Below are 24,850 nucleotides of genomic sequence, written 5' to 3'. Positions count from 1 at the left end.
CCATGAGCGCGAAAGACAAACTTCCCGGCATGATCGACCCCGGTGACGCGGCACGCGCCAGCAGTGCGCGCGAGGCCTGGCGCATCTTCGGCATCATGGCCGAATTCGTCGAGGCGACCGAACGGCTGCAGGCCATCCGCCCGGCGGTCAGCATTTTCGGCAGCGCCCGTACGCCGCGCGAACATCCGTATTACGACCTGACCGAGCGCATTGCGCGCCAGCTGTCGGACGCCGGCTTTTCGGTCATTTCCGGCGGCGGGCCGGGCATCATGGAGGCGGCCAACAAGGGTGCCTTCCACGGCAAATCGCCCAGCGTCGGGCTGAACATCCAGTTGCCGATGGAACAAAGCGCCAATGTCTATCAGGACATTTCGCATTCCTTCGAGCACTTTTTCGCCCGCAAGTACATGTTCGTTCGCTTTGCCGCCGCCTACGTCGTGATGCCGGGCGGTTTCGGCACCCTGGACGAGCTGATGGAGGCGCTGACGCTGATCCAGACCCGCAAGAGCCGCAGCATTCCGATCATCCTGGTGCATACGCCGTTCTGGCAGGGGCTGATCGACTGGTTCCGCAGCACCTTGGTCAGCGAAGGCATGATTTCCGCTTCCGACATCGATCTGGTGCAGCTGATCGACGATCCGGCCGAGGTGGTCGAGGCGATCTTCCGTCATTACGAGAACCGCAGCTTCCTGCCGTTGCCTGAGGAACATGAAGCCATGCTGAATCTGTAGATCCAGCACACTGGATTCAATACACAGGATTCAAGATGCAAGGAAACAACGGGCCGGTCCATGCGTTGCCGGGAAGCGCGGGTGCCTCTGTTAAACTGCCGGATCACAAAGGATTTTCGATGCGACCGCTACTTTCTGCCGCCCTGATCGCCGCCTCGCTGGCGGTGGCTGCCCCGCCGGTGTTCGCCCAGGCCGAACGGCCGGCCGATCTGCAGCCCATTCCGGAACCGCCGCCGCCGCCGCTGCCGCTTGAGGGCGGCGACGTGACCACCGAGCCGCAGGTGACCATCATCCAGAAAGCCGACGAGCGGGTCGAGGAATACCGCATGAACGGCAAGCTCTACATGATCAAGGTGACGCCGTCGCACGGCGTGCCCTACTATCTGATGGACGAGAACGGCGGCGGCGTGATGACACGTTACGACGATCTCGATCAGGGTCTGCGCGTCCCGAAATGGGTCATCTTCTCGTTCGACTGACCTGCATGCGCCGCCGGCGCGTGCCCAACTTCCGAAACTGATACGTGTCTGTCTTCACCTCCGTCACCGCAGACGAGATGCGCGACTGGCTGAAGAATTACTCCATCGGCCATCTGCTGTCGCTGGAGGGAATTCCGGCCGGCATCGAAAACACCAATTACTTCGTCGACACCTCGCACGGTCGCTACGTGCTGACGCTGTTCGAAAAGCTCACGCGCGCCGAACTGCCGTTTTATGTGCACCTGATGGCGCATCTGTCGCGCCACGGCATTCCGTGCCCGGCGCCGATCGCCGATCGCGACAACGAATACCTCGGTACGCTCAACGGCAAGCCGGCGATGCTCGCCACGAGACTGGCCGGCAAATCGCAGATGGCGCCGCAGGCGGCGCACTGCGCCGCCGTCGGCGGCATGCTGGCGACCATGCATGTGGCCGGCCAGAGCTACGGGCGGCGCTTTGCCAATCCGCGCGGCTATGACTGGTGGCGCGCCGCCGCGCCGCAATTGCTGGGTTACCTCGACGCCGATGACCGCGCACTGCTCGAATCCGAGATGGCCTTCCAGGTCGCGGCGCGCGACGGCGGCGCCTGCGCCGGTTTGCCGGCCGGCGTGGTGCACGCCGACCTGTTTCGCGACAACTGCCTGATGGACGGCGAGCGCATCGGCGGCGTCATTGACTTCTACTTCGCCGGCGACGATTACCTGCTGTTCGATCTCGCAGTGACGATGAATGACTGGTGCTCCGACGAGGCCGGCGAGCTGGTGGCCGACCGCGCGGATGCGATGCTCGCCGCTTACCGCGATGAACGCCCGTTGTCCGATGCCGAACACCGCGCCTGGCCGCTGATGCTGCGGGCGGCTGCGCTGCGCTTCTGGCTGTCGAGGCTTTATGACTTTCACTTGCCGCGTGATGGAGAGATGGTGCACAAGCACGACCCGAAGCGCTTCCGCGACATCCTGCGCGCCCGCATCCGTGCCGGCGACGCCCTGCCATGGCAGTGAATCTGCAGGCGCGCGCGCTGCCTGCGCTGGCCGGCTGGTCCTGGATCAGCGGCGGCTTTGCGCTGTTCCGCCGCAATCCGCCGCTGATGACCGCGCTCACCATGGGCTATCTGCTGGTGATGGTGTTCCTGAACATCGTGCCGCTGATCGGTCCGGTGCTGGTTGCCGTCTGCCTGCCGGTGATGTCGGTCATCGTGTTCAATGGCGCACGCCTGCTCGACAAGCAGCTTGATGTGTCGACCGAGGTGCTCAAGACCGGACTGGCCGAGAACATGCGCCCGCTGGTCCAGCTCGGTTTCGTGCATCTGACCGGCTCGCTGGTCGTGGTGCTGATCCACACCTTGCTGTTTGCCGCGCCCGACGTGCCGCTTGCGGAGGCCGACGAAGAGGCCTTCACGCGCACGCTGATGCAGTTGTTGCCGCTGGTGCTGCCGCTGATCCTGATCATGTGGTTTCCGCCCTACCTGATCGCGACCCAGGGCATCAAGCTGGGCAAGGCGCTGTTCTTCGGCGCGGTCGCAGTGCTGCGTAACGCGGGTGCCTTCATCGTGTATTTCGCTGGGGCGGCGGTGCTCGGCGTCGGCCTGCCGGTACTGGTGATCCAGTTGATCGGCAACGACGAAGGCATCGCCAGCCTGCTGCGCATCGCAGTGCGCATGACACTGCTTTTCGTGCTGGTGCCGACGCTGGCGGCCAGTCTTTACGTGAGCTTCCAGCAGGTGTTCGCGCAATTGCCCGAACCCGAGCCCTTCCCCGAGCCCGATCCGCCCGAAGACGCCGCCGATGAGTGAGCAGCGGCCGGCTGGTGCGGGCTCCGGCATGCCTCTGGGTATCTTCGGCGGGTCGTTCGACCCGGTGCATCTGGGTCATCTGCGGCTGGCCGAAGAAGCGCTCGAAACGCTGCGGCTCGCGCGTGTGCGCTGGATTCCGGCCGGTCAGCCCTGGCACCGCGACGCGCTGCGCACCGACGCGGCGCACCGGCTCGCCATGGTGCGCCTGGCCACCGCGTCCAATCCAGCGTTCGAAGTCGATGCACGCGAAGCCGAAGCGGCCGCACCGGGTTACACGGTCGATACCGTGCAGGCGCTGCGGGCAGAACTGGGCGCAGAGCGCCCGCTGGTGCTCATTCTCGGCGCCGACGCGTTCAGCCGGCTGCATACCTGGCAGCGCTGGAAGTCGCTGTTCGAACTGGCGCACATCGGTCTGGCAACGCGTGCCGGGCAGCCAGTCGAGCCGGCCGCGCTCGACGGCGCACTGGCGACCGAACTGTCTGCCCGGCTGCAGCACGATCCGGCGGCGCTGCGCGCAGCACCGGCCGGCGCCGTCGTACCGTTCGACATGACGGCACTGGCCATTTCGGCCACCGATCTGCGGGCACGACTGGCGCGCGGCGCCAGCTGCCGCTATCTTGCCCCGACAGGCGTGCTCGATTACATCCGCCATCACCGGCTTTACTGAGAGAGTTCATGGAAATCAATGCATTGCAGGCGCTGGTGGTCGACGCGCTGGAAGATATCAAGGGCAAGGACATCGAAGTGATCGATACCTCGAACTTCAATGCCCTGTTCGACCGCCTGGTCATCGCCAGCGGTGACTCCAACCGGCAGACGCGCGCGCTCGCGCGTCACGTGCAGGAAAAGGCCCGGGAAGCCGGCGCGCACGTGATCAGCGTGGAAGGCGAAGAAACCGGCGAGTGGGTGCTGGTCGACCTGGGGGATCTGGTGGTGCACGTCATGCAACCGGCGGTGCGCGCCTATTACAACCTCGAAGAACTGTGGTCGGGCTCGGCCAAGCCTTCCGACCGTTCGGCCGCTGCCGCACGCAGCCCCGGCGTACGCGGCCGCGGACCGGACGCACGTTGAAGCTGCGGGTGATATGCGTCGGGCACCGCATGCCCGGCTGGGTCGATGCGGGCGTCGAAGAATTTGCCCGCCGCATGCCGCGCGAGTCGCCATTCGTGTTCACCGAAATCAAGGCCGAGCCGAGAACCCAGGGCAAGCCGGTCGACGCACTGCTCGAAGCCGAGCGTGTGCGCATCGAACAGGCGATCCCGCCGCGCGCCCGCATCGTCGCCCTTGACGAGCGCGGCGACGACCTGACCACGGTGGCGCTGGCCGAGCGGCTGCGCCGCTGGCGCGACGGCGGTGACGATGTCGCACTGCTGATCGGTGGCCCGGACGGTCTTGCGCCCGCGCTCAAGGCGCGTGCGCACGAGCTGATCCGCCTGTCCAGCCTGACCCTGCCACACGCACTCGCCCGCCTGCTGCTCGCTGAAGCGTTGTATCGTGCAGCCAGCCTCGAATCCAATCATCCGTATCACAGAGAATGAGTCTGTCGACCACCGTACCGCCCGCGCTTTACCTGGCATCGCGCAGCCCGCGTCGGCGTGAATTGCTGACCCAGATTGGCGCCCCCTTCCTCGTATTGCCCTTTCGCGGCTTGCCGCGCGAGGACATCGACGTGCTGGAAGATGTGCGCGACGGCGAAGACGCCGAAGCCTACGTCGTGCGCGTGGCGCGCGCCAAGGCGCTCGGCGGCGAACAGCGCCTGTCCTGGCGGCGCTTGTCGTCCGGGCTGGTGCTGTCGGCCGACACGACGGTCGAAATAGACGGTGAAATATTGGGCAAGCCGGCCGACGCGGCTGACGCCACGCGCATGCTCGGGCTGCTGTCCGGCCGCAGTCACCGCGTATTGACCGCGGTCGCGGTCAGCGACGGGCGCCGGCTCGAACACGTGCTGTCGATTTCCACCGTGCGCTTTTCGCCGCTCGACGCGCGCGACATCGAACGGTACGTCGGCTCCGGCGAACCGATGGACAAGGCCGGTGCCTATGGTATTCAGGGGCGCGCCGGGGCGTTCGTCGAACACATCGATGGCTCCTACACCGGCATTGTCGGCCTGCCGCTGAACGAAACATGGCGGCTGCTGCGCCGCTTCGGGCTCCATTTCTGACTGAGTTTCTGACTGAATTTTCGAGCGAGATTCCGCCATCCCACCCTTCCCGGTCCGTGCAGTCATGAACGATCAATTCCTCATCAACTTCACGCCGCAGGAAACGCGGGTGGCACTGCTTCAGCAAGGCGCCGTGCAGGAACTGCACATCGAACGCAGCAGCGCGCGTGGCATCGTCGGCAACATCTATCTTGGCCGCGTGGTGCGTGTTCTGCCCGGCATGCAATCCGCCTTCATCGATGTCGGGCTCGAACGCACTGCCTTCCTGCATGTAGCCGACATCTGGGAAGCGCGCCAGAACGGTGATGCACCCAAACCGATCGAGCGCCTGCTGACCGAAGGCCAGAGCGTGCTGGTGCAGGCGCTGAAAGACCCGATCGGCACCAAGGGCGCGCGCATGTCGACCCAGATAAGCATCGCCGGCCGGCTGCTGGTGCATCTTCCGCAGGACCGCCACATCGGCATTTCTCAGCGCATCGAGGCAACCGAAGAACGCGAGGCGTTGCGCACGCGCATCCAGGCCTTGCTGCCGCAGGAAGACCCGGGCGGCTACATCGTGCGCACCATGGCCGAATGCGCCAGCGATGAAGAGCTGTCGGCCGACATCGCCTACCTGCGCAAGATCTGGCAGGAAATCCGCAACCGCGCAAAGACCGCCAAGCCGCCGTCACTGGTATTCGAAGACCTCACGCTGGGCCAGCGTGTGCTGCGCGATCTGGTGTGCGCCGACACGCAGAGCATCCTGGTCGACTCGCGCGAAAACTACGTCAAGCTGCGCGCCTTCGCCGAGGAATACATGCCGCAGCTGACCAAGCTGCTGGAGCATTACACCGGCGAGCGGCCGCTGTTCGAACTGCACAGCGTCGAAGAGGAAATCGAAAAGGCGCTGGCGCGTCGCGTCGACCTGAAGTCGGGTGGTTACCTGATTTTCGATCAGACCGAAGCCATGACCACCATTGACGTGAACACCGGTGGTTTCGTCGGCTCGCGCAATTTCGACGAAACCATCTTCAAGACCAACCTCGAAGCCGCCCACCAGATCGCGCGCCACCTGCGGCTGCGCAATCTGGGCGGCATCATCCTGATCGATTTCATCGACATGGAGAACGACGAGCACCGCACCCAGGTGCTGGCCGAACTGAACAAGGCGCTGTCGCGCGACCACACCAAGATTTCGGTCAGCGGCTTCACCTCGCTCGGCCTGGTCGAAATGACGCGCAAGCGCACCCGCGAATCGATCGCCCACGTGCTGTGCGAAACCTGTCCAACCTGCGACGGTCGGGGCGAAGTGAAGACCGCGCAGACCATGAGCTTCGACATCCTGCGCGAGCTGCTGCGCGAGGCGCGCCAGTTCAGTGCGAAAGAATTCCGCATCCTCGCCCACCCCAAGGTGGTCGATCTTTTCCTCGAAGAAGAGTCGCAGGCGCTGGCCATGCTGTCGGACTTCATCGGCAAGCCGATTTCGCTGCATGCCGAATCGAGCTACTCGCAGGAGCAGTTTGACATCGTGCTGCTGTAGCGCGCCTCACTTCACCCGCCACCCCGCGCCGGCACCGGTTTGAAAAATCGATGCCGACGGGCTAAGCTGCATCGGCAACCACATCGTCGTAAGCGGGGTGCGGAGACGATCCGCTTCGTTGCCTGCCCCTTTGCCCACCGTTCGTGCAGGGGGTATCCATGGTTTCCGGCCCGGTCTTCATTCCCGACAAGCTTCCCGATCTTCGGTCTTGCGCCCGCAACCGTTGGAGCAACGGCGTCGACGTCGTGCAGGCGATGTCGCCCATGCGGCTGGCGTCTGCCTGCAGTGACGGCGGCGATGGTTGCTACGTCCTCACCTCCCGATACCCGCAAACTTCGGTGGCGGATCTGTGGCTGCATCACGTCAGCGGCAGCGGCCAGGTGCAGGCATCCGTGCAGATTCAGGCAGCGCTTGTCGTGTCGTACATCGGCGCTGTCGTGCTGCCAGCACCCGCCGGCCATTGCATCGTCGTATTCGCGCCAACCGCGTACGGTGCGCTGCTTCAGGCGCAGCGCTTCGATGCCCTGTGTGCGCCGGTCTGGGCACAGTCAGTGCGCCTGTTACCGGCAGCGGGCGGATTCACCGGGCTCGACGCGATCAGCGATGGCGCGGGCGGCGTCATCCTGGCGGTGAATTCCGCCAGCACGAACAATGGCAGCGGACTCAACGTGCTGGCGCAGCGCATCGACGCAAGCGGTGCGCTGCAGTGGGGCAATGGTGGTGTTTCGGTCTCCGGGCCGCTGGTGCCGGTTGGGCGCGCACAGATTGCGCTGACCGTGGCCGGCAACCGGATCGGCGTCGTCTGGATGGACTCCAGTCCGTACGGCCCGAGCCCGATCACGGGGGCCTGGATGGACCTGTCCGGCAACGTCACCGTCGGACCGTTTACGATCGGCATCGGCGTTGATTGGCGCCACGACGCCGCACCGCGCCGCGTGGTCGCCGATCCGGCCGGTGCGATGTATGTCGCGTTCAGCCCCGATCCGGTGACGGCACCCGTGCAGATCATGCGCTTCGAAGCCGATACCGACCTGCCAGCCTGGACCCGCGTCGCGGTGGCACTGTCGCATCCGATGGCGTACTCGATCGCCGCCGATGGCGCGGGCGGCTTCCTGCTCGCGACCGTGGAGGCTGGCGGTGCGGTGAGCGTTGACCGGGTCGACTCGACCAATATTTCGCACTGGCGTTACACCGCCGCGCGTGCCTTCGCCACGGTTCCGGTCGCCGCGCTGGCGTCGCAGCCGCTGTTCAACCACGCGCGCCTGGTCACCGTGACCGCGCGCGACAGCGGCGGCGCGATGGTCACGTTCGAAGACCACAACGGCACGACGCCACGCATGATGTCGTGGTGCTGCAACGAAAAGGGCGTTCCTGCGACGAGCGGCGCGATGGTCGCCGTGGGAAGCGGCATGGGGCGCCAGTCCGCCGCGCTCGCGCTCCGGTCGGCCAACGACACGACTGTCGTGGTGTGGCAGGAAGGCAGCGGGGCCAACGGCACGCTGGCAGGCGCGCAGAAGCTCGGCTGCTGCCCGCCCGACATACCGCCCGGCCGCCTGCTCGTGCCACCGCTTCGCATGCCGTGCGCCATCCCCATCGATTTTCCGTTGCAGCCCTTTGGCGGAAAATTCCCGCTGCCGCCGTTCGGCGGTCTGCGATTGCTGCTCACCTGCGGCAGCCGTGGCTGGCGCGGCGGCGTATTGCCGCTGTCCAGTCTTTACGGGGCACCCGGCATCGACCTCCCGGGCAGTTTCGGCGTGCGCGGCGTACCCGCTCCGGACTGGACCCGGATGACCTTCCGCGGCCTGCCGCCGGACATGCGCATCGAGCTTCACACGCACAAGCGCGAGCGGGTCGCCGTCGCCGAACTGCTTCCCGATGCCGAAGGCGATCTGCTGCAGTCGCTCACCTTTGCGCCATCGGCGAAAACCAGTTACCTGCTGGTGTTTTTAGTCAGGCGAAAGACCGTCGACATGATCGACCTGCCCATCGGCGTGCGTGTGGAACACGGTCCGGGCAAGCCACCACGCTTCCAGGGCCCGGATGTCGGCGACGGCAAGCCCGTTCGCGACAAGGTGGCGACGAAAAAGAAGGCGGCGAACCACGAAAAGACGAGCAAGGCGAAGGCGGGCAGGAAAAAAAGCTGAGGTGTGGCCGGGAACAGTTGCATGCGGACGCTGCCGCTTGCCAGTCGCGCGCCCGACAGCCGGACAGCTGGCGACCTGGCAAACCCCTGCGTGGTCAGCCTGCCATGCCACGGCCTCTCCATGAAAAGGTGTCAGATGCGTGACAGACGGTCATTGATTTCCCGACGTGATGGCTGACGGCGGGGCGTGTTTTGTGGTTTGATCGGGTTCGTGCTCGAAAGACTGACAAAACCTGCTTGCCATGGGACTCAAGGACCGCATCCGCGCCATTAAGCTCGAATTGATGGCGCTCGCAATTGCAGCGCAGGACACGCGCACGCCACGACGCGCAAAAATTCTTCTGCTGTTCCTGCTCGCTTACGCGGCGAGCCCGATCGATCTGATCCCCGACTTCATCCCGGTGCTCGGCCTGCTCGACGAGGTCATCCTGCTGCCGATAGGCATCTGGATCGTGGTCGGCATGATTCCGCCGGACGTGATGGAGGCGGCGCGGGCGCGGGCGCGCGAGGGCAAGCTGCCGGCGAACTGGATTGCCGGCGTGATTGTGCTGCTGCTGTGGGCGGCCAGCATCGCGGCCATCGTGTGGTGGTGGATGAACTTTCAGGACGCCGGTCAAGCCGGTCGCTGAGGGGCGGCCGACCGGCGCTGCCGACCCGCCTTTGCCTGCTGTGGCCCACCGACGGGCGACGGCCTTACTCCCCGGGTGTCAATCTTTTACAATCCGGCGTCGCCATGTCCGCAGGTCGAACGCGGGTGGGTGATGCGCGTGCCGGGAACGCGCTGCGAATCACCCACACCTGACCGAAAGGCCTTGCGAAGATGGGACTCAGACTCAAGTTCAACCTGGTGCTGATCGGCGTGTTCGCGATCGGTCTGGCGGCCTGCGCCGCGTTGTCGCACCAGCTGCTGCACGACAATGCGCGCGCCGAGGTCGAGCGCAATGCGCGGCTGATGATGGAAACCGCGCTCGCCATTCGCGCCTATACGGTCAGCCAGATCAAGCCGCACCTCGATCCGTTGCTGTCCGAAAAGTTCCTGCCGCAGACGGTGCCGGCCTATGCGGCGACCGAAACGATCAACGAGCTGCGCAAGAATCACCCCGAGTACGCCTACAAGGAAGCGACGCTGAACCCGACCAATCCGCGCGACCGCGCGTCGGACTGGGAAACGGACATCGTCACCAGCTTCCGCAACGCCGAGGACACGAAGGAGCTGACCGGCGTGCGCGAAACGCCGACCGGCCGCCACATGTATATCGCGCGGCCGATCCGCATCACCAATCCGGCCTGTCTGGCCTGCCACAACACGGCTGCCACGGCGCCGCCGACCATGGTGAAGGTGTATGGCGAGGCGAACGGCTTCGGTTGGAAGATGAATGAAATCATCGGCGCGCAGGTGGTGTCGGTACCGATGACGCTGCCGGTAACCAACGCCGACCGTGCGTTCAACACCTTCATGCTGTCGCTGTTGGGCGTGTTCGTGTTCGTCATGGTGGCGCTCAACCTGATGCTCGAATGGCTGATCATCCGCCCGGTCGCGCGGCTGTCGGCTGCGGCCGACCAGATCAGCACCGGCGACTTTTCGGTGCCCGAGTTCCGTGATTCCGGCAAGGACGAAGTGTCGGTGCTCGGCGCATCCTTCAACCGCATGCGGCGCAGCCTCGAAACGGCGATGCGCATGATAGACAGCTGACCGTGACGACCGGTCTGCAGCCGCCGTCGGATACCGGGGACGACGAGCCGTTCACAGCAGACAGCGTGAACGCCGAAGTACTGGCGGGCAGCGGCTTCCTGCCGACCGCCAACGCCAGCCCCGGCGCGTTGCCGGCCGGCTGGGCGCTGAACGAGTACCGCATCGAATCGCTGCTCGGCGGCGGCGGCTTCGGCCTGACCTATCTGGCGCACGACACGCTGCTCGACTGCAAGGTCGCCATCAAGGAGTTCCTGCCGACCGACATCGCGATCCGCGGCGACGGCCAGCGCGTGATGCCGCGCAGCGGTCCGGCGGTCGAAATGTTCGAACAGGGCCTGCGCCGCTTTCTCGACGAATCGCGCGCACTGGCCAACTTCCGTCACCCGCACATCGTGCGCGTCAGCCGCTTTTTCGAGGCGAATGGCAGCGCTTACATGGTGATGGACTACGAGCGGGGCCGGCCGCTGAACCAGTGGGTGCGCGAGCGCGGCGCGCGCATCGACCGCGCCACGTTGCTGGCCATCGTGCGGCCGCTGCTCGAGGGCCTGCAGGTTATCCATGACGGCGGCTTCCTGCATCGCGACATCAAGCCGCCCAATATCTGCATCCGCGATGACGGTGCACCGGTGCTGCTCGATTTCGGCGCCGCGCGGCGCTATCACGACACCGAACACACGCTGACCGCCATCGTCACGCCCGGCTTCGCGCCGTTCGAGCAGTATCACTCGCATGGCAACCAGGGGCCGTGGACCGACATCTATTCGCTGTCGGCCGTCATGTACTGGCTGGTCACCGGCCAGCGCCCGGTCGAATCGGCGGCGCGCATCCAGAACGACCCGCTGATACCCGCGTCGCGGCTGGCCGACGCGTCGGTTTTCGGTGCCTCGCTGCTGCGTGCCATCGACTGGGGGCTGGAGCCGCACGATTCCAAGCGACCGCGCAGCATCGCCGACTTCCGCCGGGTATTCACCGCGGCGCCGGCCACGGCGCGCGGCCCGCTGGCCGCCGGCGCCGCATCGGCACCGGTGGCCGCGCCGGTACGCGCGATCGGTGCGTCGGAAGAGCGGCGCACCATCGTGTGCAGCGTGCTGTATGCGCAGATCGGCGACAGCCAGCGGCTGGATACCGCACAGCGACTGGCCTGCAAGTCGGAACTGGACGACGCGCTGGCGCGTGCCGCGCGCTCGGTCGACGCCGACAGCCGGCTCATCCTCGACACGCCGGACGGCACCGCGCTGTGTCTGCTCGGCCAGCCGGAAGACGCCTGCGTCGTCGCCCAGCATCTGCGCAAGCTCGATTTCGCCGATGACGGCGGCCCGACCGGCCAGGGTTTGAAGCAGGGCATCAATCTGGGCCCGGTGCGCGTGTCGCGTTCCGGCAGCGGTGCGCTCGACCTGCATGGCGACGGGCTGGATGCCGCGCGCGCGCTGGCCGGGCTGGCGCATGCCGGCCAGGTGCTGGTGTCGCGCGCCTATTACGAAACGGTGTCGGCGCTGGGCAGCGGCGCGCCGGACGGCCTGCACATCACCGGCCAGCGGGTCGAGATCGCGTCGCGCAGCCAGGAGGTGTTCGAACTCGACAGCCGCAGCGGCATCACGCGGCGCAGTGAGGTCGCACAACCGGTGCTGGCGCCCGACGCGCTGACGCCGCTGCTCGAAGCGCTGCTGGCGCGCCACATCGGGCCGATGGCGCGCGTGCTGGTGATGCGCATCGCACCTCAGGCAACGTCGGCGCCGCACCTGATCGAACAGCTGGCGGCGCACATTCCGAACGATGCGCAGCGCGCCGGCTTCCTGATCGAGGCGAAGCGCCACGTCGTGCAGACCGGCGCGACGACGTCGCGTGCGTCGCAGTCGATGTCCGGCGCCGCGTCTTCGGGCGCGATATCGACGTCGCGCAGCAGCCTGCCGCCGACCGGTACGTCAAGCCGCTACGTATCGTCGGCGCCGCGGCCGCTCGACGACGCGGTGATCGCCGACATAGAGCGCCGGCTGGCGCGGCTGATCGGCCCGGTGGCGCGCATTCTGGTCGGTCGCGCGCTCAAGCGCACGGGCACCGAACAGGCACTGCTGGAAGAGCTGGCGCGCGATATTCCCGACCCGGTGCAGCGCGCGGCGTTCGTCGCGGGTAAATAGCGGTGGCGAAACTTTCACGCTGTCCGCACTGCGGACAGGACACGATTGCGCGTCTGGTCAAGTTGATGGCGCGCGCCAAAGCTCCGGCGATCTGCCCGGCCTGCGGCGGACGCTCATGCACCGGCATCACGCCGCTGTCGCTGCTGTCGTTCTTCGTGCTGATTCTGGTATGCGGCACGTTGCTGCGCGCGGCGGGCCGCCTGGGCAACCGGTGGACGCTGCTGGGCGTGCTGGCGCTGTTCATCGGCGGCTTCCTGTACATCAGCTTTCACACCGGGCTGGTGAAGCTGGAGCGCTACCCGATGCAGCGCAATATCGCCATCGCTGTCGTGGCGCTGCTGGCGATCGGCTTTTCCTGGTGGTGGTTCAGCCGCGGCACTGCAAGCTGAATGCCGCTACTCGAGCAACGCATTCACCACGGCGATTTCCTCTTCGCCGAGCTGGCCCGCGGCAGCCTTCAGCCTGAGCTGCGCGAGCATCGTGTCGTACTGCGCCTTCGCCATGTCGCGCCGCGTGGCGAACAGCTGCTGCTGCGCATTGAGCACGTCGATGTTGATGCGCACGCCGACTTCGTACCCCAGCTTGTTCGAGTCCAGTGCAGACTGCGACGACACCTGCGCGGCGCGCAGGGCTGCTGACTGCGCGATGCCGTTGGCCACGCCCAGATAGGCCTGACGTGCCTGCAGCGCGGCGTTTCGCCGCGCCAGATCGACCTCGGCGCGCGACCGGTCGAGCAGGTAGGCCGCTTCGCGCACGCGCGATTCCTGCCCGAAGCCCTGGAAGATCGGCACCGACACCTGCACGCCGACGGTGGCCGATTCAGTCTGGTTCGATATCGGGTTGCCGGCGAAGGTGACCACGTTCTTGTTCTGGCCGTAGGTCGCTACCAGATCGACGCTCGGATAGTGGCCGGCACGCTGGCGCTCGATTTCGCGCGCCGCGATTTCCTGATTCGCCAGCTGGGTCAGCACCGCCAGACCGTCGGTCTGCGCGCGTTCCACCCAGTCGTCCATGCGCGCCGGCTCCGGCATCGCGAACGCGACATCGCGCCGCATGCGGCGCAGCTCGGCCGGCGCGCCGCCGGTGATCAGCGACAGCGCGTGGCGTTTCACTTCGATGTCGCTCGCTGCCGCGATACCCTGCGCGTTCGCCAGATCGAAGCGCGACTGCGCTTCATGCACGTCGGTGATGGTGACGGTGCCCACTTCGAAGCTCTTGCGCGCCAGCGCAAGTTGTTGCGACGCGGCATCTTTCTGGGCCTCGATCGACGCCAGCACATCGTGCGCGTACAGCAGGTCGAAGTAGGCCTGGGCGGCGCGCAGCAGCACGTCCTGCCGCGCCTGCGCCAGCTGCGCCTCGGCCGCCGCCACCTGCAGCTTGCCCTGTTCGAACTGCACCCAGTTGGCCCAGCGGAACAGCGGCTGCGTCAGCTGGAAGTTGAAATTGTGCGAGTTGTGCTGCGAGGCGGCATTCACCGGCTGCTTCACGGTCACGTCGTTCCATTGCGTGGTGCCGCTGACGGTCAGGCTGGGCAGCAGGCCGGCGCGTGCCTGCGGCAGCTTTTCCGACGTCGCCAGGCTTTGCGAGCGCGCCGACTGGTACTGCGCATCGTTGGCCAGCGCCGCCCGTGCGACCGCAACCAGGTCGTCAGCGGCGAGCACCGCCGCATTCGCTGCGAAACCGGCCGACAACACGGCGCACAGCGACAAACGCCGCAGCAGGGTCTCCATTGCCTCAGTACCGCGCCATCGACGGATCGACCTGCAGCGCCCAGGCGTCGACGCCGCCGGCCAGGTTGTACACCTCGCCGAAACCGTTGCGTTCAAGAAAGATCGCCACCTGCATCGAGCGCCCGCCGTGATGGCAGATGCACACCAGCGGCCGCACCGGATCGAGCGCGTCCAGGCGCGACGGGATGGTGCCCATCGGAATGTGCTGGCTGCCTTCCACCCGGCAGATCGCCCACTCGTGTGCTTCGCGCACATCGAGCAACTGCGGTTTTTCGCCCTGCGGTTCGGCCAGCCACGCAGCCAGCTCGGCCACCGTCATCTGCTTCATCGACGGTGTCTCAGAACACGAAACGCTGGGCGCCGCGTGCATTGCGCAGCGTCGGCAACAGCGTTTCGAAGAGGATTTCCTGCGTCTGGCTGCCGTCGGCGTTCAGCGTCACCAGCGTGGCGTTCATCAGCGGTGCCTCGCCGATGAAGGCGATCAGCCGTCCGCCCGGACGCAGCTGCGCGACCAGTTCCTGCGGCAGCACCGGCAGGCCGCCCGACACCAGGATCACGTCGTATGGCGCATGCACCGGCCAGCCCTGCGCCGCATCGCCGACTTCGACGCGCACGTTCAGCGCACCGGAAGCGATCAGGTTTTCGCGCGCGCGCTCGGCCAGCGCAGGCTCGATTTCGACCGTCGTCACCTGGCTGGCGCGCGCGCCGAGCAGGGCCGCCATGTAGCCGGAGCCGGTGCCGATCTCGAGCGCCGTGTCGGTGCTGCGCACATGCAGTTCCTGCAGCACGCGGGCTTCGATCTTCGGTTCCAGCATTTCTGCGCCGTGGCCGAGCGGAATCGGCGTATCGACGAAGGCCAGGTCGCGCAACGCGGCCGGCACGAAGTTTTCACGTCTGACGACGAACAGCAGGTCAAGAATGTCTTGATCCAGCACGTCCCACGGCCGGATCTGCTGTTCCACCATATTGAAGCGAGCCTGCTCGATATCCATTGTTTCCATCCCCTCGATCAAGCCATGATTGTAGCCTGCTGCGCTGCGTCAGCGACCGGGCTTCAGCAGCACGCTGCGTCGCATGCACGCGATGTAAAGCGCCGGCATCACGAACAGCGTGAGCACCGTGGCCACGCCCAGCCCCCACACGATGGCGCCGGCCACCGGCCCCCACAGCATCGAATAGCCACCGATGCCGGCGGCCAGAGAAAAAAGGCCGCCGACCGTCGTGCTGGTCGTGATGATGATGGGCACGACGCGCCGGCGCGCCGCGTAGATCGCCGCGTGTATCACGCCCATGCCGGCCTTGAGCCGCTCGTTGGCGGCATCGATCAGCACGATCGCCGAATTGACGACGATGCCGGTCAGCGCGATCACGCCGTACAAGGTGTACAGCGACAGCGGCGAACCACTGACCAGCAGGCCGACCGCCACGCCGGTGAACGCCAGCGGCACGGTGGCCAGAATCATCATCGGCTGCCAGTAGCTGCGGAACTGCGCGGCGAGGATCAGATAGATCAGTCCGACGCCGAGCAGGAACAGCACCTTCATTGCGTCCAGGCTTTCCTGCACGTCTTCCAGTTCGCCGGAAAAGTCGAGATCGGTACGCGGGAAGCGCGTCCGCTGGGCTTCCCACGCGAGGCGGACCGACTCGGCGACCCCGATCGAATTGAGCTTTTCCGTGTCGAGATTGGCTTCCAGCGTGATGGTGCGGCGCAGGTTGTAGTGCTTTATGACGCCCGGCCCCCGCGTCGATTCGCTGCCGACCAGCGCACGCAGCGTGGTGGCGCCACCATTGGGCAGTGCGATCGGGGCATCGAGCACGCGCATCACATCATCGTCGGTCACACCGGCGGCCGCCACGCGCACCTCCAGCTTGGCGCCCTGGTCGCGGGTGATGGCGACGATTTCGCCTTCGACCTGCAGGCGCACCGCGCGCGCCACCTGCGACGCGCTCAGACCTGCGTCGCGCAGTGCGTCGCGATCCAGTCTCAACGCCAGCTGAGGGCGGCCCGGTGTGTCGTCGTCGGTGATGTCGCGCGTGCCATCCATTGATTCGAGGATGCGCCGCACCTCTGCGGTCGCCGCGCGCAACTCGGCCAGGTCGTCACCGCGCACGCGGATCTTGACCGGCTTCTGCACCGGCGGCCCGCCCGACAGCTGGGTGAAGCTGATCGTGCCGGGTCCGGGCAGGGCGGTGACGGCGGCGCGCATGCCTTCGACCATGTCGCCCACCTCGCGCCCGTCATCGGCGCGCGGCAGCAGCGCGACCACCACCTGGCCGTAGGCATCGCCGAACAGGGCTTCGGCATCGGTGAACTTGGCGCCCGCGATCGACGCGATGCGGCGCGCCTCGCCGTCCTGCACCTGCCGGCGGACTTCGGCTTCGAGCTGTTCGACCCGCGCCAGCGTGGCGCCGATCGGGCTGCCGGCCGGCATGTCGACATTGACGTAGAAGATGCGCATCGGGTCGAATGCGAAGAACTGCACCCGGATCAGGCCGGTCGCGGCCGCGCCGATGGCGCCGGCGATCAGCGACGCAACGATGAGGCACAGCACGATCCAGTGGCGAACTGCCCAGGCCAGCGCCTGCGCATAGCGGTGGCGCAGAACGCGGGTGAAGGTGATGCGCGCGCGCTGTTGGCGGCCGGGCGCCCGTGCCACCGGGCCGAGCGACAGCACGTGCGCCGGCAGCATCCAGAACGCCTCGACCAGACTGATCGCAAGCGCCACCGTGACGACGAAGGGAATGACGAACATGAAGTCGCCGACGATGCCGGGCAGCAGCATCAGCGGCAGGAAGGCGGCCATCGTCGTGGCAACCGAAGCGACGACCGGCGTCCACACCTCGCGCACGCCATCGGCGACCGCCTCGATTGGCGAGGCACCGCGCTGCAGCCGGTAGTAGATCGCTTCGACCACCACCACGGCATCGTCCACCAGCATGCCGAGCGCGATGACCACGCCCAGCAGCACGGATATGTTCAAGGTGTCGCCGGTCGCCGACAGCACGGCGAAGGTGCCGGCGAGCGAGAACGGCACGCCGAGGCCGACCAGCAGCGCGATGCGTGTGCCGAGAAAGATCCAGCACAGGCCGATGACGCACATCAGGCCGAACAGCGCATTCCATTCCATGATGGATATGGCTTCGCGCGTCGGTACCGTCTGGTCGTCCATCAGTTCGAGCTTCAGGCCCTGCTGCGTCAGCACCGCGTTCTTGCGTTCAACGTAGTCGTTGATGCGCTCGACCATGGCGAGCGTGTTCACGCCGGCCTTCTTGCTGACCGAAAACAGCACGCTGGCCTGCCCGCCGGATGACACCATCTGGCTGGGCCGGGCGCGTGCCCGCACCACGCCCGCTACCTCGTCGAGCTTCACCATGGCGCCGCCACGGGCCGACGCGGCGACGCCGACATCAGCCAGCCAGCCCGGATCGGCGTCTTGACCGACCACGCGCACCAGCCATTCCTGTTCGCCGGCGCGCTGCCGGCCGGCGAACACGTCGCGGAACCAGCCGGCCACGCCATCGGCGATGTCGGTCGGCAGCAGGCCGCGCGCCTGCGCCGCCTGCGGTGAATACTCGATGCGCAGTTCCGGGTCGTGCAGACCGAGCGCAAACACGCGGTCGACGCCGCGCATGCGTTCCAGATCGGTGCGCAGTTCGCGCCCGATGGCGCGCAGCACCTCGTCGTCCGCCTGACCGGTCAGCAGCACCTGCGCGGTCGGGAAACCGTTCGAGCTGGTGACCTCGATGATCTGCGGCTCCTTCGCCTCGACCGGCAGTTCGGCCCGCGCCTTGTTCTGTATTTCGCGCCGCAGGTCGTTGATGCGCTTGTCGAACACCGCCGGTTCGATGTCGTCGAAACGCACCAGGATGCCGGCCAGTCCGTCGCGCGCCGCCGACGAAATGAAGCGGATGTCGGACACGTTCTTGATCGCGTCTTCCAGCGGCTGCAGCACCCGCTTTTCGACGTCTTCCGGCGAGGCGCCGGGCAGGGCTGCGGTGATCTGCACCCAGTTGAAATTGATTTCCGGGTCCTGCTCGCGCGGCAATCCGAGGTAGCTGATCAGGCCGAGCAGCAGCACCACGACGAAGGTGATGTTGGCCAGCGGATGATTGCTGATGAAACGCGCGTAGGCGCTCATGGCATTTTCTGTCCGTCGCGCAGGCTGTTGCGGCCGTCGGTCGCGACGCGTGCGTCCAGCGGCAGATCGGTCGCTGCTGGGCGTCCTTCCTGCGCAGCGGGCAGTTCGACGAAACGGGCCGCACCGTCGCGCAGCACGAATACGCCGAGCAGACTGCCCCCGCGGCTGCCGTCGCGCCGGATCACCAGTTCGGCCGGCACATGCGGCGCCGGATCGCTCCAGGCGAGCCGGCCTTCGGCACCGGCCGGTGCGCGTGTGCCGGTGAAGGCGGCGCGCACTTCGTGCGTGCGGCTTGCGTCGTCGATGGCTGGCGACACTCGGGCGATGCGCACCGTGCTGCGTCCGGCCGGCGACACGAATTCGACCGACTTCGCGGCACGCAGCGATGCCAGATCGCGCGGCGCCACACGGGCGCTCACCTCGACCCGCGTCGCATCTTCGAGCGTCATCAGCACCATGCCGGCGCCGGCCAGCGAACCGGCAGACGCGTCGCGCGTGCGCACGATGGCGTCGTAGGGCGCGCGCAACACGCACTTGTCCAGATTGCGCTGCGCCAGATCGACCGCGTTGGCGGCCACCGACACGTCGGCACGCACCACCTCGACATCGGTCTCGCGCTGGGTCAGCGCCTCGGGCGACACGAAGTTCTGCGCCTGCAATGTGCGCGTGCGGCGCAACTGCGCGTCGGCCTGCGCCAGACGCGCTTCGGCCGCCTTGCGCTGCGCCTGTGCGCGTTCCAGCGCGAGCTGGTAGTCACGCGGGTCGAGCCGCACCAGCACCTGTCCCTTGTTCACCCGCTCGCCCGGGTCGGCGTGCGTCGATGCCACACGGGCACTCACTTCGGCCGCGAGCTGGGTGCGGTTCAGTGCCACCGCCTGCGCCGGCGCGTCGCGTCCGGGGTAGGTGGCAACCTCGGCAAAGGGCTTGAAGATGACGGTAGGCGAAGTCGGTGTGGCCGCACCTGATGGCGCGGCCGTGGTCTGTGCCTGGCCGGCGCAGGCGGCAAACCCCAGGCAGAACGCAGCGACGCGCGCAGCGCGTGCGGCCTGCCGGTGAAAGTCAGTCATGTTCGAGCGCCCGGATGACGAAGTCGATGGCAGCGGCGATGTCGGTCGATTCAGCCTGCGCGGCCGCCGACGGGTCATCCGCGGGCGCAGCGTGATCGACACAGCCGAAGGAATGTTTCATCAGCACGCGCAGCAGCAGCGGTGCCATGACGGCCTGCACCGTGCAGGGGTCGCCGGCCACGCGGAATTCGCCGCGCGCATGGCCGTAATCGATGGCGCGCCCGATCAGCGCGCAGCCGCGCGCCATCACTTCGCGGTGGTAGAGCTCGGCGATATCCGGGAAGTTGCGTGCTTCGGCCACCATCAGCTTGGGCAGGCCACCGAGCCGCGTGGCGCCGATCAGTCGCCACCAGCCCCACAGCAACTCGCGCATCAGCTCGGCGCCGCTGCCGCGATGGCTGTCTACCAGCGCTTCGCCGCCCGCCAGTGCCGGCACCAGCCCCTGGCGCACGACCGCAGCAAACAGTGCGGCCTTGGAATCAAAATACACATACAGCGTGCCCTTCGACACGCCGGCCGCGAGCGCCACGTCTTCAAGGCGGGTCGCTGCGTAGCCCTTCTCGACAAACAGGTCGAGCGCGCAGGCGGCCAGCGTCGCCGGGTCGACCAGTGCTGGCCGACCGCGCCGGACCAGCGTGTGCGCGTCAGAAGCGAGCAATTCAGCGGATTGAGGAACGGGATGCAGGGGCGAGTGCTCTGACAAGGGGTGATGCGCTTTTAATGACTGAATGTTCAGTTAATAGCGGGGTCGCGTCAATATAAGACGGCATGCGTTGCGTGCCGGCCGAGCGTGGCATCATCGCGCCCTCGCTGGCCTACCCGGCCGACAGACCCGCGGACCGGTCACCTTCCGGCCCGCCACCCAGGAGATTCTGACGATGGCAATCCCGGATCAGGCCGCACTGCAGCGCACGCCTTTCCACGACCTTCACCTCGCCGCCGGCGCGAAGATGGTGCCGTTTGCCGGCTGGTCGATGCCGATCCAGTACGCGGCGGGCATCATCCAGGAACATCTGCACACGCGCAGCCAGGCCGGCTTGTTCGACGTGTCGCACATGGGGCAGATCGACGTCACCGGCAGCGGCGCCTGCGCCTGGCTGGAATCGCTGACCACCGCCGATCTGGCCGCATTGCCGCCCGGCCGGCAGACCTACTCGCTGCTGCCCAACACGGCGGGCGGCCTCATCGACGACCTGATGATCCAGCGGCTGGGCGATGGATTCCATGTCGTGTGCAACGCCTCGCGCTGTGCCGACGTGCTGGCCTGGCTCACCGCGCACCCGCCCGGCGCCGATTGCAGTTACGTGCTGCGCGAAGACCTTGTGCTGCTCGCGCTGCAGGGCCCGCTGGCCGAAAGCGTGCTGCAGCCGCATGCCGACGTGGCCGGCATGCGCTTTCTGGATGTGCGCACCGTGTCGCCCGACGGCGTGGCGCTGCGCATCAGCCGCAGCGGCTACACCGGCGAGGACGGCTTCGAGATTTCGCTGCCCGTTACGTCGGCCGCCTCGTTTGCGCAGCGCCTGCTCGACCACGAAAACGTGCGCTGGACCGGGTTGGGCGCGCGCGACACGCTGCGCCTCGAAGCCGGCATGTGCCTGTACGGCAACGATATCGACGATACGACGACGCCAGTGTCAGCCGCCATCGGCTGGGCGGTCGGCGCCGCGCGCCGCGCCGGTGGTGCGCGCGCGGGTGGCTTTCCCGGTGCGGCGGTCGTACTCGGCGAATTCCAGGAACCGCCGGCACGCGTGCGCGTCGGACTGCTGCCGGACGGGCGTGCGCCGCAACGTGCCGGTACCCCGCTGCTCGGCGCCGATGGCCGCGAAGTCGGCGTCATCACCAGCGGCAACCACAGCCCGACGCTGGGCCGGCCGGTTGCCATGGGTTATCTCGACCGGGCGGTGAAACTGTCCGGCGAAGCCCTGCACATCGATTCGCGCGGACAGTCCGTGTCCGTTTCCCTTACCTCCATGCCCTTCGTACCCACCCGCTACCTACGCTGAACGGCCACACTGCCCCGCATTGCCCCGAATTTCCCACTCGACTCCGGTCAACGCCCTTCACGGGGGCGACGACCGGTACCTTCACACAGGGACTGCCAGAAGCGGCCCGGAAAGGACTGTTGAACATGAACAAACGCCCCACTCTCGAAGCGCTGGAAGACCGCGGTGATTTCATCCGCCGCCACATCGGTCCGGACGAACGCGACCTCGACGTCATCCTGGCGGCACTCGATGTCGCCAGCCTGGACGAACTGATCGCCCAGACCATCCCGGGCGACATTTTGTCGGACACGCCGCTGAACCTGCCGCCGCCGCGCTCCGAGCGCGTCGTCGATGACGCGCTGCGTCGCATGTTCGCGCGCAACGAGTTGCACACCAGCCTGATCGGCATGGGCTATCACGACACCATCACGCCCAATGTCATCAAGCGCAACGTGCTCGAAAACCCGGGCTGGTACACGGCGTACACGCCTTACCAGGCCGAAATTTCGCAGGGCCGGCTCGAGGCACTGCTGAACTTCCAGCAGATGGTGATCGACCTGACCGGCCTGCCGGTCGCCAATGCGTCGCTGCTCGACGAAGCGACCGCGGCGGCCGAGGCGATGACGATGGCGCACCGCATTTCGAAGGTGAAGTCGCCGCGCTTCATCGTCGATGCCGACACCCACCCGCAGACGCTGGCCGTGGTGCGCACGCGCGCCGAGCCGCTGGGCATCGAGGTGGTGGTGTGCGACCCGTGGGCCGGCGTCGACGGCGAGTATTTCGGTGTGCTGGCGAGCTATCCCGGTTCGAGCGGCCGGGTGCGCGATCCCGAACCGGTGATCGCGGCCGCCCGCGCCGCCGGCGCGCTGTCGGCGATTGCGGCCGACCCGCTGGCACTGGTGCTGCTGAAGGAGCCGGGCGCGATGGGCGCCGCGGGCATGGGCGCGGACATCGTGCTGGGCAGTGCGCAGCGCTTCGGCGTGCCGATGGGATACGGCGGCCCGCATGCCGCCTTCTTCGCCTGCCGCGACGAACACAAGCGGCAGATGCCCGGCCGCATCATCGGCGTATCGACCGACGCGCTCGGCAAACCGGCGTTGCGCATGGCGCTGCAGACGCGTGAGCAGCACATCCGGCGCGAGAAGGCGAACAGCAATATCTGCACCGCACAGGTGCTGCTGGCCGTGATCGCTGCGTTCTACGCGGTGTATCACGGCCCGAAAGGCCTGCGCACGATTGCCGACCGGGTGCACCGCATGGCAACGATTTTCGCGCTCGGTCTGCGCGAACTCGGTTTCGACGTCGTCCATGACTGCTTCTTCGACACGGTGCAGGTACGCGTGCCCGGGGTCGCACGCCGCATATCGGCGCGCGCCCGCGCCGCCGGCTTCAATCTGCACGTGATCGATGCCGACCACCTGTCGGCCACCTTCGACGAAACGTCGCGCCGCAGCGAGTTGAAGAACCTGCTGGCGGTGTTCGCGACGCGCGCCGATGCGCTGCTCGATCTGGCGCAGCTCGATGCCCGCGTGATCGACTGCATTCCGTCGGCATTGCAGCGCGACAGCGCCATCCTGAGTCACCCGGTGTTCAACCGCTATCACTCCGAAACGGAAATGATGCGTTACCTGCGCCGGCTGGCCACGCGCGACATCGCGCTCGACCGGGCGATGATTCCGCTCGGCTCGTGCACGATGAAGCTCAATTCGACCACCGAAATGACGCCAGTCACCTACCGGCTGTTCGCCGCACTGCATCCCTTCGTACCGCTGGAACAGGCGCAGGGCTATCAGCAACTGTTCGAGGAACTGGAAGAGCGGCTGTGCGAAATCACCGGCTTCGCCGCGATGTCGTTCCAGCCGAACGCCGGTTCGCAGGGCGAATACGCCGGCCTGCTGGTGATCCGCAAATACCATCGCACGCGCGGCGACCTGCATCGCAACGTGTGCCTGATTCCGGCGTCGGCGCACGGCACCAATCCGGCCAGCGCGGTGCTGGCAGGCATGGAAGTGGTCGTGGTCGCCTGCGACGCGCTCGGCAATATCGACGCCGCGGACCTGAAGGCCAGGGTCGAACAGCATGCCGACCGGCTGGCGGCGCTGATGATGACTTACCCGTCCACGCACGGGGTGTTCGAAGAGGGCGTGCGCGACATCTGCGCGCTCATCCACGCGCACGGTGGTCAGGTCTACATGGATGGCGCCAACATGAATGCCATGGTCGGTCTGGTGCGTCCGGGCGACATCGGTTTCGACGTGTGCCACCTGAACCTGCACAAGACCTTCTGCATTCCGCACGGTGGCGGCGGTCCGGGCATGGGGCCGATCGGCGTGGCACCGCACCTCGCGCCCTTCCTGCCCGACCATCCGGTGGTGCAGGGCGTCAATCCGGTGGCCGGGGCCGACGGCACCATCGGCACGGTGTCGGCCGCACCGTGGGGCTCGGCCAGCATCCTGCCCATCGTGTGGGCGTACATTGCGCTGATGGGAGCGGCCGGCCTGCGCCGCGCCACCCAGGTCGCCATCCTGAACGCCAATTACATCGCACACCGGCTGGCGCCGCACTACCCCATCCTGTACAGCGGCAAGCACGGTCGTGTGGCGCACGAGTGCATCATCGACCTGCGCGCCATCAAGGACGCCTGCGGCATCACGGTGGAAGACGTCGCCAAGCGGCTGATGGATTACGGCTTCCATGCGCCGACCGTTTCTTTCCCGGTGCCTGGCACGATGATGATCGAGCCGACCGAGAGCGAAAACCGCGCCGAGATCGACCGTTTCTGCGACGCGATGATCCGCATCCGCGCCGAGATCGCCGAGGTCGAAGCCGGTCGCGCCGACCGCGAGGACAATCTTCTCAAGCATGCGCCGCACACCCACGAACTGCTGATCGCCGACCAGTGGAACCGCCCCTACGGCCGCCGTGAAGCCTTCTTCCCACACCCGTCGATCGACCGCGACAAGTACTGGCCGCCGGTTGCGCGCGTCGACAACGTCGCCGGCGACCGCAACCTCGTGTGCACCTGCCCGCCGATGTCGGAGTACGAGGCGGCGAGCTGAACGGCTGCGGGCGCCGCCCTGCGGGAGTGGCCCCTGGGGAGCGGCCCTGTGGGAGCGGCGGCCTCGCCGCGATCAGTGCCGCGAGGGTCGCCGTGCGAAGTGCGTATCGCGGCGAGGCCGCCGCGCCCACAAAAACCTCACTGCTCGCCGCCCGCGAAGCTGGCTGACCACGCAGGGCCGGCAGTGGATCGCCGCTCCCACAGGGCCGCTCCCGCTG

The 24,850-nt window shown here is 66.9% G+C and carries 22 protein-coding genes; 16 read left to right on the top strand and 6 right to left on the bottom strand.

What is annotated here, in order from left to right:
* Positions 1–2: 2 nt before the first annotated feature.
* From Q8R75_RS02970 to Q8R75_RS02905, 14 genes are all read left to right on the top strand, one after another.
* Complete coding sequence (locus tag Q8R75_RS02970) at positions 3–731, top strand: TIGR00730 family Rossman fold protein (protein WP_305611218.1); 729 nt, start codon at positions 3–5, stop codon at positions 729–731.
* Positions 732–850: 119 nt separating this feature from the next.
* On the top strand, positions 851–1,210 hold the full coding sequence (locus Q8R75_RS02965; protein WP_305611219.1) for a DUF2782 domain-containing protein: 360 nt from the start codon (positions 851–853) through the stop codon (positions 1,208–1,210).
* A gap of 44 nt (positions 1,211–1,254) precedes the next feature.
* Positions 1,255–2,211, top strand: coding sequence for a homoserine kinase (locus tag Q8R75_RS02960; protein WP_305611221.1), 957 nt, complete (start codon positions 1,255–1,257; stop codon positions 2,209–2,211).
* Positions 2,202–3,002 carry a BPSS1780 family membrane protein gene (locus Q8R75_RS02955; RefSeq protein ID WP_305611224.1) on the top strand — a complete coding sequence of 267 codons (801 nt, stop codon included), beginning with the start codon at positions 2,202–2,204 and terminating at the stop codon, positions 3,000–3,002. The genes Q8R75_RS02960 and Q8R75_RS02955 overlap by 10 nt, the downstream gene beginning before the upstream one ends.
* On the top strand, positions 2,995–3,669 hold the full coding sequence (nadD, locus tag Q8R75_RS02950) for a nicotinate-nucleotide adenylyltransferase (protein ID WP_305611225.1): 675 nt from the start codon (positions 2,995–2,997) through the stop codon (positions 3,667–3,669). Before Q8R75_RS02955 ends, nadD begins: the two co-directional genes overlap by 8 nt.
* Positions 3,670–3,677: 8 nt before the next feature.
* Positions 3,678–4,073, top strand: coding sequence for a ribosome silencing factor (gene rsfS / locus Q8R75_RS02945; RefSeq protein ID WP_305611227.1), 396 nt, complete (start codon positions 3,678–3,680; stop codon positions 4,071–4,073).
* Positions 4,070–4,540: a 23S rRNA (pseudouridine(1915)-N(3))-methyltransferase RlmH gene (gene rlmH / locus Q8R75_RS02940; protein ID WP_305611229.1), complete on the top strand. Its 471-nt coding sequence runs from the start codon at positions 4,070–4,072 to the stop codon at positions 4,538–4,540. Before rsfS ends, rlmH begins: the two co-directional genes overlap by 4 nt.
* A complete protein-coding gene (locus Q8R75_RS02935) occupies positions 4,537–5,163 on the top strand; it encodes a Maf family protein (RefSeq protein WP_305611231.1) in 627 nt (208 codons plus the stop codon). The genes rlmH and Q8R75_RS02935 overlap by 4 nt, the downstream gene beginning before the upstream one ends.
* 64 nt (positions 5,164–5,227) lie before the next feature.
* Positions 5,228–6,682, top strand: a complete 1,455-nt coding sequence (rng, locus tag Q8R75_RS02930; RefSeq protein ID WP_305611233.1) for a ribonuclease G — start codon at positions 5,228–5,230, stop codon at positions 6,680–6,682.
* 158 nt (positions 6,683–6,840) lie between these two features.
* Positions 6,841–8,826 carry a hypothetical protein gene (locus Q8R75_RS02925; RefSeq protein WP_305626924.1) on the top strand — a complete coding sequence of 662 codons (1,986 nt, stop codon included), beginning with the start codon at positions 6,841–6,843 and terminating at the stop codon, positions 8,824–8,826.
* A 241-nt stretch (positions 8,827–9,067) separates the two neighbouring features.
* A complete protein-coding gene (locus Q8R75_RS02920) occupies positions 9,068–9,454 on the top strand; it encodes a DUF1232 domain-containing protein (RefSeq protein WP_305611236.1) in 387 nt (128 codons plus the stop codon).
* Between the two features lie 191 nt (positions 9,455–9,645).
* Positions 9,646–10,518 carry a DUF3365 domain-containing protein gene (locus tag Q8R75_RS02915; RefSeq protein WP_305611238.1) on the top strand — a complete coding sequence of 291 codons (873 nt, stop codon included), beginning with the start codon at positions 9,646–9,648 and terminating at the stop codon, positions 10,516–10,518.
* 65 nt (positions 10,519–10,583) lie between these two features.
* Positions 10,584–12,653: a protein kinase gene (locus Q8R75_RS02910; protein ID WP_305611240.1), complete on the top strand. Its 2,070-nt coding sequence runs from the start codon at positions 10,584–10,586 to the stop codon at positions 12,651–12,653.
* 2 nt (positions 12,654–12,655) lie between these two features.
* Complete coding sequence (locus Q8R75_RS02905; protein ID WP_305611242.1) at positions 12,656–13,042, top strand: hypothetical protein; 387 nt, start codon at positions 12,656–12,658, stop codon at positions 13,040–13,042.
* 6 nt (positions 13,043–13,048) lie between these two features.
* Here the strand turns inward: Q8R75_RS02905 and Q8R75_RS02900 are convergent, their stop codons facing one another.
* The 6 genes from Q8R75_RS02900 to Q8R75_RS02875 are packed head-to-tail and all read right to left on the bottom strand — an operon-like array spanning position 13,049 to position 20,247.
* Positions 13,049–14,383: a TolC family outer membrane protein gene (locus tag Q8R75_RS02900; RefSeq protein ID WP_305611243.1), complete on the bottom strand. Its 1,335-nt coding sequence runs from the start codon at positions 14,381–14,383 to the stop codon at positions 13,049–13,051.
* A gap of 4 nt (positions 14,384–14,387) precedes the next feature.
* The gene (locus Q8R75_RS02895) at positions 14,388–14,711 is read right to left on the bottom strand and encodes a rhodanese-like domain-containing protein (protein WP_305611245.1); all 324 of its coding nucleotides are present in this window, start codon (positions 14,709–14,711) and stop codon (positions 14,388–14,390) included.
* 10 nt (positions 14,712–14,721) lie between these two features.
* The gene (locus Q8R75_RS02890; protein WP_257079889.1) at positions 14,722–15,375 is read right to left on the bottom strand and encodes a protein-L-isoaspartate O-methyltransferase; all 654 of its coding nucleotides are present in this window, start codon (positions 15,373–15,375) and stop codon (positions 14,722–14,724) included.
* A 48-nt stretch (positions 15,376–15,423) separates the two neighbouring features.
* Entirely contained in the window at positions 15,424–18,522 is a 3,099-nt protein-coding gene (locus tag Q8R75_RS02885; RefSeq protein ID WP_305611247.1) for an efflux RND transporter permease subunit, read from the bottom strand.
* Positions 18,519–19,589, bottom strand: coding sequence for an efflux RND transporter periplasmic adaptor subunit (locus Q8R75_RS02880; RefSeq protein WP_305611249.1), 1,071 nt, complete (start codon positions 19,587–19,589; stop codon positions 18,519–18,521). Before Q8R75_RS02880 ends, Q8R75_RS02885 begins: the two co-directional genes overlap by 4 nt.
* Positions 19,582–20,247 carry a TetR/AcrR family transcriptional regulator gene (locus Q8R75_RS02875; protein WP_305611251.1) on the bottom strand — a complete coding sequence of 222 codons (666 nt, stop codon included), beginning with the start codon at positions 20,245–20,247 and terminating at the stop codon, positions 19,582–19,584. The genes Q8R75_RS02880 and Q8R75_RS02875 overlap by 8 nt, the downstream gene beginning before the upstream one ends.
* 220 nt (positions 20,248–20,467) lie before the next feature.
* Here Q8R75_RS02875 and gcvT point away from each other — a divergent pair, with 220 nt between their 5' ends.
* Entirely contained in the window at positions 20,468–21,592 is a 1,125-nt protein-coding gene (gene gcvT / locus Q8R75_RS02870) for a glycine cleavage system aminomethyltransferase GcvT (protein WP_305611253.1), read from the top strand.
* Positions 21,593–21,717: 125 nt separating this feature from the next.
* Positions 21,718–24,633 carry an aminomethyl-transferring glycine dehydrogenase gene (gcvP, locus tag Q8R75_RS02865; protein WP_305611255.1) on the top strand — a complete coding sequence of 972 codons (2,916 nt, stop codon included), beginning with the start codon at positions 21,718–21,720 and terminating at the stop codon, positions 24,631–24,633.
* Positions 24,634–24,850: the final 217 nt, after the last annotated feature.

Origin of the sequence: Methyloversatilis sp., assembly GCF_030696805.1 — a bacterium.
Taxonomy (GTDB): Bacteria; Pseudomonadota; Gammaproteobacteria; order Burkholderiales; family Rhodocyclaceae; genus Methyloversatilis.
Note: the sequence above shows the minus strand (reverse complement) of the source record. Positions and strands in the feature narration are given on the sequence as shown.

What these genes read in the sequence shown, in the direction of transcription:
- Q8R75_RS02890 (WP_257079889.1), bottom strand. Translation starts at nt 15,375, where the DNA reads ATGGATATCGAGCAGGCTCGCTTCAATATGGTGGAACAGCAGATCCGG.
- Q8R75_RS02925 (WP_305626924.1), top strand. Translation starts at nt 6,841, where the DNA reads ATGGTTTCCGGCCCGGTCTTCATTCCCGACAAGCTTCCCGATCTTCGG.
- Q8R75_RS02915 (WP_305611238.1), top strand. Translation starts at nt 9,646, where the DNA reads ATGGGACTCAGACTCAAGTTCAACCTGGTGCTGATCGGCGTGTTCGCG.
- Q8R75_RS02885 (WP_305611247.1), bottom strand. Translation starts at nt 18,522, where the DNA reads ATGAGCGCCTACGCGCGTTTCATCAGCAATCATCCGCTGGCCAACATC.
- Q8R75_RS02900 (WP_305611243.1), bottom strand. Translation starts at nt 14,383, where the DNA reads ATGGAGACCCTGCTGCGGCGTTTGTCGCTGTGCGCCGTGTTGTCGGCC.
- Q8R75_RS02970 (WP_305611218.1), top strand. Translation starts at nt 3, where the DNA reads ATGAGCGCGAAAGACAAACTTCCCGGCATGATCGACCCCGGTGACGCG.
- Q8R75_RS02895 (WP_305611245.1), bottom strand. Translation starts at nt 14,711, where the DNA reads ATGAAGCAGATGACGGTGGCCGAGCTGGCTGCGTGGCTGGCCGAACCG.
- nadD (WP_305611225.1), top strand. Translation starts at nt 2,995, where the DNA reads ATGAGTGAGCAGCGGCCGGCTGGTGCGGGCTCCGGCATGCCTCTGGGT.
- rsfS (WP_305611227.1), top strand. Translation starts at nt 3,678, where the DNA reads ATGGAAATCAATGCATTGCAGGCGCTGGTGGTCGACGCGCTGGAAGAT.
- Q8R75_RS02880 (WP_305611249.1), bottom strand. Translation starts at nt 19,589, where the DNA reads ATGACTGACTTTCACCGGCAGGCCGCACGCGCTGCGCGCGTCGCTGCG.
- gcvP (WP_305611255.1), top strand. Translation starts at nt 21,718, where the DNA reads ATGAACAAACGCCCCACTCTCGAAGCGCTGGAAGACCGCGGTGATTTC.
- Q8R75_RS02955 (WP_305611224.1), top strand. Translation starts at nt 2,202, where the DNA reads ATGGCAGTGAATCTGCAGGCGCGCGCGCTGCCTGCGCTGGCCGGCTGG.
- Q8R75_RS02920 (WP_305611236.1), top strand. Translation starts at nt 9,068, where the DNA reads ATGGGACTCAAGGACCGCATCCGCGCCATTAAGCTCGAATTGATGGCG.
- gcvT (WP_305611253.1), top strand. Translation starts at nt 20,468, where the DNA reads ATGGCAATCCCGGATCAGGCCGCACTGCAGCGCACGCCTTTCCACGAC.
- Q8R75_RS02935 (WP_305611231.1), top strand. Translation starts at nt 4,537, where the DNA reads ATGAGTCTGTCGACCACCGTACCGCCCGCGCTTTACCTGGCATCGCGC.
- Q8R75_RS02965 (WP_305611219.1), top strand. Translation starts at nt 851, where the DNA reads ATGCGACCGCTACTTTCTGCCGCCCTGATCGCCGCCTCGCTGGCGGTG.
- rng (WP_305611233.1), top strand. Translation starts at nt 5,228, where the DNA reads ATGAACGATCAATTCCTCATCAACTTCACGCCGCAGGAAACGCGGGTG.